The organism is Vogesella sp. (genome assembly GCF_046297735.1).
Lineage (GTDB): Bacteria > Pseudomonadota > Gammaproteobacteria > Burkholderiales > Chromobacteriaceae > Vogesella > Vogesella urethralis.
Window position 1 is genome coordinate 1 of sequence record NZ_JBKBHK010000028.1, and the last position, 12,922, is coordinate 12,922.

The 12,922-nt window shown below is 64.1% G+C and carries 14 protein-coding genes; 7 read left to right on the plus strand and 7 right to left on the minus strand.

Annotation, left to right across the window (positions count from 1 at the left end):
- Positions 1-181: 181 nt before the first annotated feature.
- The 7 genes from ACK4FZ_RS17340 to purM all read right to left on the minus strand — a co-directional run bounded on the left by ACK4FZ_RS17340 (position 182) and on the right by purM (position 7,047).
- A complete protein-coding gene (locus ACK4FZ_RS17340; protein ID WP_409823202.1) occupies positions 182-1,426 on the minus strand; it encodes a uracil-xanthine permease family protein in 1,245 nt (414 codons plus the stop codon).
- A gap of 133 nt (positions 1,427-1,559) precedes the next feature.
- Positions 1,560-2,192: a uracil phosphoribosyltransferase gene (upp, locus tag ACK4FZ_RS17345; RefSeq protein ID WP_144371105.1), complete on the minus strand. Its 633-nt coding sequence runs from the start codon at positions 2,190-2,192 to the stop codon at positions 1,560-1,562.
- A gap of 273 nt (positions 2,193-2,465) precedes the next feature.
- Complete coding sequence (gene grxD / locus ACK4FZ_RS17350) at positions 2,466-2,786, minus strand: Grx4 family monothiol glutaredoxin (RefSeq protein WP_206210926.1); 321 nt, start codon at positions 2,784-2,786, stop codon at positions 2,466-2,468.
- A 76-nt stretch (positions 2,787-2,862) separates the two neighbouring features.
- Positions 2,863-4,116, minus strand: coding sequence for an RsmB/NOP family class I SAM-dependent RNA methyltransferase (locus ACK4FZ_RS17355; RefSeq protein ID WP_409823205.1), 1,254 nt, complete (start codon positions 4,114-4,116; stop codon positions 2,863-2,865).
- Complete coding sequence (locus tag ACK4FZ_RS17360) at positions 4,100-5,275, minus strand: DUF3108 domain-containing protein (RefSeq protein WP_409823208.1); 1,176 nt, start codon at positions 5,273-5,275, stop codon at positions 4,100-4,102. The genes ACK4FZ_RS17355 and ACK4FZ_RS17360 overlap by 17 nt, the downstream gene beginning before the upstream one ends.
- Positions 5,272-5,910, minus strand: a complete 639-nt coding sequence (purN, locus tag ACK4FZ_RS17365) for a phosphoribosylglycinamide formyltransferase (RefSeq protein ID WP_409823210.1) — start codon at positions 5,908-5,910, stop codon at positions 5,272-5,274. The genes ACK4FZ_RS17360 and purN overlap by 4 nt, the downstream gene beginning before the upstream one ends.
- A gap of 99 nt (positions 5,911-6,009) precedes the next feature.
- A complete protein-coding gene (gene purM, locus ACK4FZ_RS17370) occupies positions 6,010-7,047 on the minus strand; it encodes a phosphoribosylformylglycinamidine cyclo-ligase (protein ID WP_409823213.1) in 1,038 nt (345 codons plus the stop codon).
- Positions 7,048-7,132: 85 nt separating this feature from the next.
- Here purM and ACK4FZ_RS17375 point away from each other — a divergent pair, with 85 nt between their 5' ends.
- From ACK4FZ_RS17375 to ACK4FZ_RS17405, 7 genes are read left to right on the plus strand one after another with little or no spacing between them, the layout of a single operon-like run.
- A complete protein-coding gene (locus ACK4FZ_RS17375; RefSeq protein ID WP_409823216.1) occupies positions 7,133-8,209 on the plus strand; it encodes an AI-2E family transporter in 1,077 nt (358 codons plus the stop codon).
- Positions 8,210-8,228: 19 nt separating this feature from the next.
- On the plus strand, positions 8,229-8,906 hold the full coding sequence (gene hda, locus ACK4FZ_RS17380) for a DnaA regulatory inactivator Hda (protein WP_144371112.1): 678 nt from the start codon (positions 8,229-8,231) through the stop codon (positions 8,904-8,906).
- Position 8,907: 1 nt separating this feature from the next.
- Complete coding sequence (locus tag ACK4FZ_RS17385) at positions 8,908-9,576, plus strand: HAD family hydrolase (protein ID WP_409823219.1); 669 nt, start codon at positions 8,908-8,910, stop codon at positions 9,574-9,576.
- Between the two features lie 3 nt (positions 9,577-9,579).
- Positions 9,580-10,098, plus strand: a complete 519-nt coding sequence (locus ACK4FZ_RS17390) for a GNAT family N-acetyltransferase (protein WP_409823222.1) — start codon at positions 9,580-9,582, stop codon at positions 10,096-10,098.
- 11 nt (positions 10,099-10,109) lie between these two features.
- Complete coding sequence (locus tag ACK4FZ_RS17395) at positions 10,110-10,988, plus strand: ATP-binding protein (protein ID WP_144371115.1); 879 nt, start codon at positions 10,110-10,112, stop codon at positions 10,986-10,988.
- Between the two features lie 38 nt (positions 10,989-11,026).
- Complete coding sequence (locus ACK4FZ_RS17400; protein WP_409823224.1) at positions 11,027-11,968, plus strand: Nudix family hydrolase; 942 nt, start codon at positions 11,027-11,029, stop codon at positions 11,966-11,968.
- The gene (locus ACK4FZ_RS17405) at positions 11,965-12,396 is read left to right on the plus strand and encodes a hypothetical protein (RefSeq protein ID WP_409823226.1); all 432 of its coding nucleotides are present in this window, start codon (positions 11,965-11,967) and stop codon (positions 12,394-12,396) included. The genes ACK4FZ_RS17400 and ACK4FZ_RS17405 overlap by 4 nt, the downstream gene beginning before the upstream one ends.
- Positions 12,397-12,922 lie beyond the last annotated feature (526 nt).

A 12,922-nucleotide genomic window follows, 5' to 3' on the forward strand; every position in this document is an offset into this window, starting at 1 on the left:
GTCGAGTCTGTTTGTCCTACCACCCCGCAGACCAGACCGACATTGCCCGCGAGTGGTGAAGAACAGGGCACACAAATATCCAACGAAAAATGCCAGTCAGCGTTAACTGACTGGCATTACGGTCTGCGCCGGGGGTTTTATCTGGCGGGTTGGCGGTTGCGGCCAACCCTGGCCGTGACGCTTACACGTCCTGACCTTCCACAATGCCGTCGTGGCTGGCCGACTTGCCAGGCAAGATCAGGTTCAGCACCAGGGCCAGCACCGAGCACAGCCCCACGCCCACCAGGCCGAAGGAGCCGAATTTCAGCTCCAGGCCACCGATACCGGCAGTGAGCACCACCGAGATGATCACCAGGTTGCGCGGTTCCATCAGGTCGACCTTGGCTTCGATCAGCGTTTTCAGGCCGATGGAGGCAATGGTACCGAACAGCAGCACCATGATGCCGCCCATCACCGGCATCGGTATGGACTGCAGCAGCGCGTTGAACTTGCCGAAGAACGCCATGGCGATGGCGAATACCGCCGCCCAGGTCATCACCACCGGGTTGAAGTTGCGGGTAATCATCACCGCGCCGGTCACTTCGGCGTAGGTGGTGACCGGCGGGCCGCCGATCAGGCCGGCCACACACACGCCCACGCCATCACCCGCCAGCGTGCGGTGCAGGCCAGGTGTTTTGGTGTAGTCCTTGCCGGTAACCCCGCCGATAGCCATCACGCCACCGATGTGTTCGATGGCCGGGGCAATCGCCACCGGCAGCATGAACAGCGCAGCCGCCCAGTTCACTTCTGGCGCGTGGAATACCGGGGCAGCAAACCACGGCGCGTTGGCCACCTTGTCAAAATCCACCATGCCCATAAAAGCTGCCGCGATGTAACCGACGGTGACGCCAGCCAGAATAGGCACCAGTTTGAAGATACCGCGAGCAAAGACGGATACCGCAATGGTGGTGGCCAGCGAAATTGCCGCCAGCAGTAGCGAACTGTCGTAGGGCATGACCTGCTCGCCATTGACACGCCCCATGGCCATATTGGAAGCGGCGCCAGCCACGGACAGGCCGATGATCATGATTACCGGGCCGATTACCACCGGCGGCAACAGCTTGTTCACCAGTGCCATGCCGCGCCATTTGACGATGGCGGCAAACACGAAGTACATGAAGCCGGCAAAGAACAGGCCAAACATGGTGGCACCCTGCCCCCAGGTCTGCATCGAGTAAATGATGGGTCCGATAAAGGCAAACGAAGAGCCCAAAAAGATGGGCACCTGACGGCCGGTACACAGCTGGAACAGCAGTGTGCCGAAACCGGCGCCCAGCAACGCCATCGCGGGGTTCAGGCCGGTCAACAGCGGCACCAGTACCAGCGCGCCGAAGGCGACGAACAGGATCTGGGCGCCCGAGACGGCCACTTTCAATTGTTGAAACATGGGTTTTCCCTTTTTTGTTGTTGAATCCCTTGTACGCAGCGCCACCTGCCGGCAGCGCTACTGTGCCTGCATGGCTTGGATGCTGGCCGTGCCTGCAAAAAAGCCGCTCTTGCAAGCGGCTGTGTGCCAGGTATCAGGCGTGTTTGGTACCGAAGATCTTGTCGCCGGCGTCACCGAGGCCGGGGATGATGTAACCGTGCTCGTTGAGGTGGCTGTCCAGCGACGCGGCCACGATCTGCACATCCGGGTGCGCTTCGTTCACGGCCTTGACGCCTTCCGGCGCCGCCACCATCACCACCGCCTTGATCTGCTTGCAGCCATTGCGCTTCAGAAGATCGATGGTGGCGATCAGCGAACCGCCGGTGGCCAGCATCGGGTCGATGATCATGGCGATGCGCTCGTCCAGGTTGCCGACAAACTTCTCGAAGTAGGACACCGGTTCCAGTGTTTCTTCGTTGCGGGCCAGGCCCACCACGCTGATCTTGGCCGACGGCACCAGGTCGAGCACGCCGTCCAGCATGCCGATACCGGCACGCAGGATGGGCACCACGGTCACTTTTTTGCCCTTGATCTGCTGCACGTCGATGGGGCCGCACCAGCCATCGATGGTGACGGTTTCCAGCTCGAAGTCGCGGGTGGCTTCGTAAGCCAGCAGACGCGCCAGCTCCTGGGTGAGCAGACGGAATTTCATGGTGCTGATGTCGCCTTCGCGCAGCAGGCCGAGTTTGTGCTGCACCAGCGGGTGATTGACAACGGTGATGTTCATGACGGTCCAAACCTTGGCAAAAAGCGGCCGCGCCGGGGCAGGCCCGCGCAAACCGCTTTCTCGATACGGAAAACCGGCAGCCGCAGGCCGCCGGTTCGCTCAAATTGGTATGGGGCAATATTGTACCCGTAAACAGCCGTTTGTATCCACGCTCGCAGTGCAGGGTTTCCCCTTTTCGGGCAGTGTCGCGCACGGCACGGCTGGCCATGCAGGCAAAACAAAACCCGCCGTGAAGGCGGGTTGGGTACGGCAGGCTGCAAGGTTGGCCGCAGCTTAAGCGGCAAACTCTTTCAGCAGTTCTTGCAGTTCGCCGGCTTGGTACATTTCGTACATGATGTCCGAACCACCAACGAACTCGCCCTTCACGTACAGCTGCGGAATGGTCGGCCAGTTGGCGAAGTCCTTGATGCCCTGACGCACTTCCGGGTCGGCCAGCACGTCGACGGTAACGAACTTCTCGACGCCACAGGCCTTGATGATCTGCACGGCGCGGGAGGAGAAGCCGCACTGCGGGAAGGTGGCGGAGCCTTTCATGTACAGCACGACCGGGTTTTCGGTCACGGTCTGGCGGATGGTGTCCTGAATCGACATGATCTTCCTTTTTGCAATAAGGGCCGGGCGAGTACCCGACAAATTCAATCAGCTATTCTAGAGCCGGCAGCGCCGTGACTCAAGCCTTGCGCTGCAATACGGCGGCAAAAAAACCGTCGCTATTGTGCAGGTGCGGGCGCAGGCTGAGGTAGTCGCCGGTATCTAGACCGATCTTCATCTCCGCCAGCAGCGCATTGGCCGGCAGCAGTTCGAAGTCGGGATGGCTTTCCAGGAAAGCGGCCACGATGTCCTGGTTTTCCGACGGCAGCAGGCTGCAGGTGGCGTACACCAGACGGCCACCGGCACGCACCAGGCGCGAAGCGGACGCCAGGATGGCGGTTTGCTTGGCGTTCAGTTCGGCCACACTTTCCGGGCTCTGGCGGTATTTGAGGTCCGGGTTGCGGCGCAGGGTGCCCAGGCCGGAACACGGCGCATCCACCAGCACGCGGTCGGCCTTGCCGGCCAGGCGCTTCACCTTGGTGTCGTTCTCGTGCGCGATCAGCGTGCTGTTGACGTTGGACAGGCCGGAGCGCGCCAGGCGCGGCTTCAGGTTGGCCAGGCGCTTTTCGGAAATATCAAACGCGTACAGGCGGCCGGTGGACGCCATTTGCGCGCCCAGCAGCAGCGTTTTGCCGCCGGCACCAGCGCAGAAATCCACCACCATCTCGCCACGACGAGCACCGGTGAGCAGGCCCAGCAGCTGGCTGCCTTCGTCCTGCACTTCGATGGCACCGCCGACAAATAGCGGGTGACGGGTGAGCGCCGGCTTGCCTTTCAGGCGGATGCCGATCGGCGAGTACTGGGTGGGCTCGCAGGCGATGCCGGAATCCTGCAGCTGCACCAGTGCGTCGTCGCGGCGCATTTTCAGCGTGTTGACGCGCAGGTCCAGCGGCGCGGCGGAGGCCAGGCCCTTCCCCAGCGCCACGATATCGCCCTCTTCCTGTTCGGCCAGCAGGCCGATCACCCAAGCCGGCAGGCCGGCGCGGGCCGACAGCTCGGCCGGCAGCTCGGCGCCTTTGACGCCAGCCAGCCACTCGCGCTCGTTTTCTTTCAGGATGCCGTCCAGCTCGCGCAGGTTGGCGCCGCCGATGCGGACCAGGGTAACCAGCGCCAGGCGGCGCGAGTTCACTTGCTTGCCGCACAGCGGGCGCAAGCTTTCCAGGTGGCGCAGGCAGGCAAACGCGGTTTCGGCGATCAGGTGACGGTCGGTGCCGCCCAGCTTGCTGTGCTGGCGGAAGTGCGCGGTGAGCACGGCGTCGGCCGGGCGGTCAAAGCGCAACATGGCGAACAGCACCTGTTCCAGGTGGTTGAACTGGCTAACGTTTACTTTCATTGTTTTGTCTCGGTTGTCGCGGCGGCTGTTTCCAGACAGTGTCGCCGTCAAATTCAATCAGGGTGGCGCGCAGCTCGATGCGCCTGTCCTTGTCGGCACGCAGGATGCGCACCGGAATGTTGCCGAAGTCCGGCGCCAGCCAGAATTCGGTGAGTTCGTCTTCCTGGCGTACCCGCACTACCACGGCGCGGATGACGCCCTTGCCGGTATCGAAATCGGTTTCGCCCTCCGGCCGCAAGGCCATGCGGTATACCTTCTTGCCATTGGTGATCAGCACCGGCGCATCGCCCATCTTCTTGCCGCGCAGCGCCAGTTGCACCGGCAAGCTATGCAAATCTTGCGCACCTGCTTGCAGCGGCTCGCTCTTGGCTTCCTTATCACCATAGGCCAGTGTGCCGCCGGCCCAGTCGAATTGTGCGTACTCGCGCGGCTGGCCGTCACGGGTGGCCTTGAAACTTTCCGGGCGCAGCCCCTGTGCGGTGATGCTACCCACGGTTTCGTAATGAAGCTTTGGGCCAATCACCGGTTTGACGTCGGTAATCAGGCTGTAACCGCTGCCGTCGCGCTGCCAGCGCATCTCGCCATTGCCCAGCAGCACGCCGGACATATACGCACCATATTGCATGCGGGCTTGGGCCGGAAAGCGGGTAATGCGCTCGTCGGGCTTGACCAGGTCCGGGTTTTCCACGGCATCCGGCTTGGCGTCTGCTACCTCGGCCACCGGTGCGCTAGCCGCCGGCTTGGCAGCCGGAGTTTCGGCCACGGCCGTGCTGGCTTGCACTTTTTCCGGCGGCAGCTTGGCCGCCACAGCGGGCTGGCTGGCTTCCACCTTCTTCGCCACGGCGAGCGGCGCGCTGGCCGTGGTTTTTCGGGGTTTGCGCGGCGTGCGCTTGGGTTTGTCTGCCGCCGGCTGCGACGCCTCGCCTGTCGCTACGCCCAGCGTACCGGCGAGGCGTGGCGCACTGTGCGCCGGTGGCTTGGGGGTGTCCATTTGCATGTCCTGCAGCGTGGCGCTGAGCTGGCGCAAGGCCGGGTCGTCGGGCATGTCGATGCTGTCAAACGACACCAGCGCGCTGCCCAGCGCCAACAGGTGCGCCAGCAGGGACAGGACGAAGGCAACCAGCAGCAGGCGGGTTGCCGGTTTGCGCCAACGCTTCAACGCGGCGCCGGCACCATCAGGCTGGCGCCGGCTTCGCTAGCGGCCACGCCGCTGACGCGGCTGCCGTTGACTTGCAGTTCGCCGGCGACAAACTGGCGCACGGCTTGCGGGTACAGCTGGTGCTCCAGCTGCAGCACGCGGGCAGCCAGCGCCGCTTCGGTATCGTCGTCCAGCACCGGTACCACGCCTTGCGCCACAATCGGGCCGTGGTCGAGTTCGGCCGTGACGAAGTGCACGGTACAACCGGCCACCTTGCAGCCCATATCGATGGCGCGCTGGTGGGTGTGCAGGCCGGGGAAAGACGGCAGCAGCGACGGGTGGATGTTCAGCATGCGGCCTTCGTAGCGTGCGGTGAAGGCCGGGGTCAGAATGCGCATGAAGCCGGCCAGCACCACCAGGTCGGGGGCGAAGGCGTCGATCTCGGCGGCCAACTGCGCGTCAAAGGCGTCGCGGCTGGCAAACTGTTTGTGGTCCAGCCCGACGGTGGCGATGCCACGCTCGGCGGCCCAGGCCAGGCCCGCTGCGTCCGGACGGTTGGCGATCACCGCCGCAATGCGGGCGCCGGGGATACCGGCGTCGACGATGGCCTGCATATTGGAGCCACGGCCGGAAATCAGGATGACGATGTTTTTCATGGCAGCAGTAAAACGGTTAGGCAGAGGCAGAAAGAAAGGTTGGCCGCAAACGCAAACGCCGCCAGCACTGCCGGCGGCGCTTGGCATCAGGCAGACTGCTTAAGCAACCTGGGTCTGGTGCTCGTCGCCGTTGCGGGCGCGGATGACGCCAATACGGGACACGGTTTCACCCTGTTCGGTCAGGAAGGCGGCCGCAGCGTCGGCATCCGCCGCGTCAACGATCACCACCATGCCGATACCACAGTTGAAGGTGCGGTACATTTCCTGCGCGTCCACATTGCCTTCAGCCTGCAGCCACTGGAACAGCTTGGGCAGCTGCCAGCTGCCGGCGTCGATCTGGGCCACGGTGTTTTCCGGCAGTACGCGCGGGGTGTTTTCGGTAATGCCACCGCCGGTGATGTGCGCCATGCCCTTCACGTTCAGCTTCTCCATCAGCGCCAGCAGCGGCTTCACGTAGATGCGGGTGGGGGCGATGATGGCGTCGCGCAGGGTCTTTTCGCCGTCAAACGGGGCGTCCAGATCAGGCTGGGCGCGCTCGATGATCTTGCGTACCAGGCTGTAACCGTTGGAGTGCACGCCGTTGGACTTCAGGCCCAGCACAACGTCGCCCGGCTTGATGTCGCGGCCGGTGATGACCTTGCGCTTTTCAACCACACCGACGGCAAAGCCGGCCAGGTCGTATTCGCCTACCGGGTACATGCCCGGCATTTCGGCCGTTTCACCGCCGATCAGTGCACAACCGGCTTGCTCGCAACCTTCGGCAATGCCTTTGATGACGTCGGTGGCTTGCGGCACATCCAGCTTGCCGCAGGCGAAGTAGTCCAGGAAGAACAGCGGTTCGGCACCCTGTACCAGAATGTCGTTGACACTCATGGCCACCAGGTCGATGCCGACGGTATCATGCTTGTTCCAGTCGAAGGCGAGCTTCAACTTGGTACCGACGCCGTCAGTACCGGATACCAGGACAGGTTCCTGGTATTTCTTGGAGATTTCCACCAGTGCGCCGAAACCGCCGAGGCCACCGAGGACTTCCGGGCGCATGGTGCGCTTGGCAAACGGCTTGATGTTTTCGACGAGCGCGTCGCCCGCGTCGATGTCGACGCCGGCATCACGGTAACTGAGGGACGTGGTGTTCAAGGTAGACTCGCTTTCTGCTAACGTGATCGTTTTGCTGCTGTCTGGGCTTCTGGCCCAAAGCGGCTGTATTTTAACTGAAAAGCCGATGGAACGCTCCCGCTCTGTTTATCTTCCGTGGTTGATTCTCGCTATCGCCCTGGCTGCCGTGGTTTGGCTGGCCGGCCGGCTGGCGGGCGTACTGGCGCCGTTTGTCACGGCGGCGGTGCTGGCTTACATCCTTGACCCGCTGGTGGACCGCCTGCAAGAACGCGGCCTGTCACGCACCGTGTCCCTACTGCTGGTGATGGCGGGCGGCTTCTTTGCGGTGCTGGGGCTGATCCTGATCGTGGTACCGATGCTGGTGGCACAAGGGCAGGCGCTGATTGCCAAACTGCCGGTGCTGGTGGACTTCGTGCAGCACAGCGCATTGCCAAGGATCAACGCCTGGCTGGGTACCAGCCTCAGCATCGACAGCGACAGCTGGCGCCAGGTGCTGAGCCAGAACGCCGGCAACGTGCGCCAGACACTGGCGCGGGTAGCGCCACAGCTAACCCACGGCGGCGCCCTGCTGCTATCGATGCTGGCCAACCTCAGCTTGCTGCCCATCCTGCTGTATTACTTCCTGCACGGCTGGGACGATATGGTGGCGCGCAGCGCCACGCTGATTCCGCGCCGCTGGGCCGGCGAAGTGGGCCGTCTGGCCCGCGAGGTGGACAGCATGCTGGGCCAGTTCCTGCGCGGCCAACTGTCGGTGATGCTGATCATGGCCGCCATTTACGGCGGCGGTCTGCTGCTGGTGGGGCTGGATTCCGGCCTCGCCATCGGCATCATTGCCGGCCTGCTGGTATTTATTCCGTACCTGGGCGCCTTCCTAGGCCTGCTGCTGGCCACGTTGGCCGCGCTGCTGCAGTTCGACAGCTATGTCGGCATCCTGCTGGTATGGGGCGTGTTCATGGTGGGCCAACTGCTGGAAAGCTTCCTGATTACGCCCTATCTGGTGGGCGAGCGCATCGGGCTGTCGCCGGTAACGGTGATCTTTGCACTGATGGCGTTTGGCGAGCTGATGGGCTTTGTCGGCGTGCTGCTGGCGCTGCCACTGGCCGCCATCAGCGTCATCCTGATGCGCCATCTGGTGCGGCATTATTTCAATAGTGGCTTTTATCAGCGTAAAATCGACCCCTGACCTATTTTGACCGCATCCGATGTTGGATCAGCTTGTTCTAGACCTCACGCCCACACCGCTGCCCGCTTTCGATAATTTTCTGGCACAGCGCAACCGCGAAATCATCTCCGCCCTCACTGCCGAGGCCGGGGAGCGCTTCGTGTACCTGTGGGGCGAGCCCGGCTGCGGCAAGACCCACCTGCTGCAAGCGTGGATCGCCCACGCCGAGCGCATGGGCCGCGCCTCCATCTACCTGGACGCCCAGCACGAACAGCTGCCCGACTTCGCGCGCGAAGCCAGCTTCATCGCCGTCGACCACGTCGACGACCTGGCGCCGGACGACCAGATCATGCTGTTCTCCATCTACAACTCGCTGAAGGAAAGCGGCGAAGGCCGCCTGCTGATGGCTGGCCGCCAGCCGCCGATGCAAGCCCCGGTGCGCGACGACCTGCGCACCCGCCTGGGCTGGGGCCTGGTGTTCGAGGTGAAGGCGCTGTCGGATGACGACAAGCTGGCCGCCCTCCGCCACCACGCCGCCAGCCGCCAGCTGGCCATCGGCGACGACGTCTTCCGCTACCTGCTCACCCACTGGCGGCGCGACCTGTCCAGCCTGATTACCATGCTGGATACGCTGGACCGCTACTCGCTGGCCATGCGCCGGCCCATCACCGTGCCGCTGGTGAAAAACGTATTGCAAACCGCCAACCCCGGAACCTGACATGAATCTTGCCCTGTTTGACCTCGACAACACCCTGATTGCCGGTGATTCCGACACCGAGTGGCCCAAGTTCCTGATCAAACGCGGCATCCTGGACCCGGACCACCACGCCCGCCAGAACGACTACTTCTACGAACAGTACAAAGCCGGCACGCTGGACATCTACGAATTCCTCGACTTCCAGCTGGCACCGCTGGCGCGCTTCAGCCGCAGCGAACTGGACACCCTGCACGCGCAATACATGCAGGAACACATCCTGCCCATCATTCCGCAAAAGGCACGCGAGCTGGTAGCCGCGCACCAGGCAGCCGGCGACGTGGTGATGATCATCACCGCCACCAACCGCTTCATTACCGGCCCCATCGCCCGCGAGCTGGGCGTTGAACACCTGATTGCGGTAGAGCTGGAACAAGACGCCGACGGCAACTACACCGGCAAGCCCACCGGCGTGCCCAGCTTCCAGGCCGGCAAGATCACCCGCCTGAACGAGTGGTTGGCCGCACGCGGCGAAACGCTGCAAAGCTACGCCAAAACGTACTTCTACAGCGACTCGCGCAACGACCTGCCCTTGCTGTCCATCGTCAGCCACCCGGTTGCGGTGGACGCCGACGACACGCTGCTGGCCCACGCCCAGGCACACGGCTGGCCCGCCATCACGCTGCGCGACTAAGCCATGCTGGCGATCACCACCGCCACCACAGCCGACCTGCCCGCGCTATGCCGGCTGGTCAACCTGGCCTACCGCCCCGGTGCAAACCAGGCCGGCTGGACGCACGAGTCGGCGCTGATTCGCGGCGCACGCACCGACGAAGCCCAACTGGCCGCCGTGCTGGCCACGCCCGGGCAAGTGCTGCTGGGCTGGCAGGCGGGGCAGCTGGTGGCCTGCGTGCACATCGAGCCGGCCGACGCTTACGGCTACATCGGCATGCTGGCGGTCGACCCGGTCTGCCAGGCCGGCGGCATCGGCAAAGCCATGCTGGCGCACGCCGAAGCCACGCTGGCAGCACACTACCGCCTGCCGCGTGCCCGCATGAGCGTGCTGGCCGGCCGCCCCGAGCTGCGCGCCTACTACCTGCGCCGTGGCTACCTGCCCACCGGTGAGCGCCAACCCTACCCGCTGGACGCGGGCGTCGGCCAACCGCTGGATGGCACGCTGGACCTGGAAATACTGGAAAAACCGCTCGCCGCCTGATCGGAGCTGCAATGGACAAACTGGAAGCCTTTCTCGCCCGCGCCGAAACCCTGATGGCGCGCCTCGAGCCGCTGTTGCCGCCGGCCATTCCCGAGCCGGACTGGACCGCACCGGCCTTTCGCTGGTGCCGCGCCGGCCTCAGCGGCTGGCTGGAAGCCATCCACGCGCCGCATACCGTGCGCCTGGCCGACCTGAACGACATCGAACGCCAGAAGGCGCTGATCGTGCGCAACACAGAGCAGTTCCTGGCCGGCCGCCCGGCCAATAACGTGCTGCTTACCGGTGCACGCGGCACCGGCAAGTCGTCGCTGATCAAGGCGCTGCTGGCCGAGTACGCCGCACGCGGCCTGCGCGTGATCGAAGTGGACAAAAGCCACCTGCCCGACCTGGGCCAGATCGTGGCGCTGGTGGCCGCACGGCCGGAGCATTTCATCCTGTTCTGCGACGACCTGTCGTTTGAAGAAGGCGAAGACAGCTACAAGGCGCTGAAGTCGGCGCTGGACGGCGGCCTGGCGCAGCGTGCGGCCAACCTGCTGGTGTACGCCACCTCCAACCGCCGCCACCTGATGCCGGAACGCATTAGCGAAAACCGCGAAGGCTGGGTCAAGGACGGCGAAATCCACCCCGGCGAGACCACTGAAGAGAAGGTATCGCTCTCCGACCGCTTTGGCCTGTGGCTGTCGTTCTACCCGTTCGACCAGAACGCCTACCTGGCCGCCGTGCGCGGCTGGCTGGCCCACTTTACCCTGCCCTGCGACGCCGAAGCCGAACGCGCCGCGCTGCAATGGAGCCAGCTGCGCGGCAGCCGCTCCGGCCGCGTGGCCTGGCAATTTGCCTGCGACTGGGCCGGCCGCGAGCCCGCCGAGCGCGTGGCCGAAGTCGGCCGCTAATCCTGATACCGGCCGCGCTGCGGCCTACCGAGTCCACCATGCCTGAACACAAGCACACCATTCCCGTGGTCGCCGGCGCGCTGATGCGCGCTGACGGCCAGTTCATGCTGGGCAGCCGTCCTGCCGGCAAGCCCTACCCCGGCTACTGGGAATTCCCCGGCGGCAAAGTGGAGGCCGGCGAAGCCCCGCTGGCCGCGCTGGTTCGCGAATTCCACGAAGAAATGGGCATCACCGTTACCCACGCCACACCGTGGCTGCGCCGTGTGCACCACTACGAACACGCGTCGGTCGAGCTGCTGTTCTATCGCATCTGGGCGTGGCAGGGCGAGCCGCAGCCGCACGAAGGCCAGGCCTTTGCCTGGCAGCAGCCCGGCCACTTGTCGGTCAAACCGATGCTGCCGGCCAACGACCCCATCCTGCGCTCGCTGCAACTGCCGGACGTACTGGACATCACCTGCGTCAGCGAAACCGGCCGCGACGTGCTGCTCGACAAGCTGGCGCAGCGCCAGGACGCATCGTGGGTGATCGTGCGCGAGCCGCAAAAGAGCCGCGAGCAACTGGCCTCGCTGGTGGGCGAGATCAGCGAGATCATTCACCCGCGTGGCGGCAAGCTGATCGTCAACGCCGACCCGGCGTGGCTGAAAGGCTGGCCGGTAGACGGCGTACAGCTCAACAGCCAGCGCCTGGCCGCCTGCGAAGCGCGCCCGCACTTTGCCTGGGTCGGCGCGTCGTGCCACAGCCGTGCCGAGCTGGAACGCGCCGCGGCGCTGGGGCTGGATTACGCGCTGCTGGGCCACGTGCAAGCCACCGCCAGCCACCCAGGTCAAGCAGCGCTGGGCTGGGACGGGCTAGCCAACTGCCTGTCGCCGGCGGCACCGCTGCCGGTGTTTGCGCTGGGCGGGCTACGTGCGGCCAACCTTGACGAGGCCAAACAAGCCGGCGCCCACGGCGTGGCACAGATGCGGGGAGCGTGGCAATGAAGAAGCTTAGCCGCCAGCAATGGCTGTTCGTCGCCATCGCACTGATCTGCTTTGCGCTGCTGAAAGCCGGGTTGATCTACTGGTACCTGCAGCAGAAAGACAAACCGGTACAGCTCGTTAACGTCAGCTGCAGCAATCTGCAGCAAGGCTGCGCGCTGCCGGACGGCAGCACACTGCGCTTTGACCGTGTGCCGCGGCATAGCGAAGCGTTTCTGATTACGCTGGAACAAGCCGGCAACAGCGCGCCCAGCGCCGAGTTTTCGATGGAAAAAATGGACATGGGCTTCAACCGCTACCGCTTTGTCGCCGCAGGTCAGCAGTGGCAGGCCAAGGTGACGCTGCCGGTCTGCATCAGCGGCAGCGGCGACTGGCTGATGGACCTGCAACAAGGCGAGCACCGCTACCGCGTCCGTTTCAAGAGCCTGTAAGCCGCCCCGTGCCGAACCAGACTGCCAGTCAGCCCGCGCTGACTGGCATTTTCTTTGCCCGCCACTCCGCAGCACACCGCCGGCCAGCGCCGCCGCCGCGCCAGCTCGGTCTTTCATGCCTTTTCATCGATAACAACAGATCTGGCACACGGTTTGCTTTATATACCGTGCTCTTTGGAGCGACAGGTGTTGTTTCCCGGTTTTTGGGCCGGTTTCTGCGGAAGCCGGCGTGGAGAGGGAAATAATTTTGCACGGTTTTGGTGCAAAAGCTTCCCGAATTGGTGCGATGCGCCAATTCGGGGCTTCATTTTCGGATTGATGCGCCACGCCAAGGCGGCGGGGCGCCAGGGTTTGATAGAGGGAGAACCAGAACGGCTCAGCCGTCATCTCAACAGGCCGGAGGTTGGCCGCAGCAATGCGGCCAACCTTTTGCTTTTCTGGCTGCCCCGTTTTGCAGCAGCCAGGCACCATTTCAGGGCTGTTCGCCCACCAGATAGCGTTTGCTCATGCGGCGGAACAGGTCATT

Coding starts and splice junctions, on each gene's coding strand:
- ACK4FZ_RS17375 (WP_409823216.1), top strand. CDS start 7,133: ATGGAACGCTCCCGCTCTGTTTATCTTCCGTGGTTGATTCTCGCTATC.
- ACK4FZ_RS17390 (WP_409823222.1), top strand. CDS start 9,580: ATGCTGGCGATCACCACCGCCACCACAGCCGACCTGCCCGCGCTATGC.
- ACK4FZ_RS17355 (WP_409823205.1), bottom strand. CDS start 4,116: ATGAAAGTAAACGTTAGCCAGTTCAACCACCTGGAACAGGTGCTGTTC.
- upp (WP_144371105.1), bottom strand. CDS start 2,192: ATGAACATCACCGTTGTCAATCACCCGCTGGTGCAGCACAAACTCGGC.
- ACK4FZ_RS17400 (WP_409823224.1), top strand. CDS start 11,027: ATGCCTGAACACAAGCACACCATTCCCGTGGTCGCCGGCGCGCTGATG.
- ACK4FZ_RS17395 (WP_144371115.1), top strand. CDS start 10,110: ATGGACAAACTGGAAGCCTTTCTCGCCCGCGCCGAAACCCTGATGGCG.
- ACK4FZ_RS17405 (WP_409823226.1), top strand. CDS start 11,965: ATGAAGAAGCTTAGCCGCCAGCAATGGCTGTTCGTCGCCATCGCACTG.
- purN (WP_409823210.1), bottom strand. CDS start 5,910: ATGAAAAACATCGTCATCCTGATTTCCGGCCGTGGCTCCAATATGCAG.
- ACK4FZ_RS17340 (WP_409823202.1), bottom strand. CDS start 1,426: ATGTTTCAACAATTGAAAGTGGCCGTCTCGGGCGCCCAGATCCTGTTC.
- ACK4FZ_RS17385 (WP_409823219.1), top strand. CDS start 8,908: ATGAATCTTGCCCTGTTTGACCTCGACAACACCCTGATTGCCGGTGAT.
- hda (WP_144371112.1), top strand. CDS start 8,229: ATGTTGGATCAGCTTGTTCTAGACCTCACGCCCACACCGCTGCCCGCT.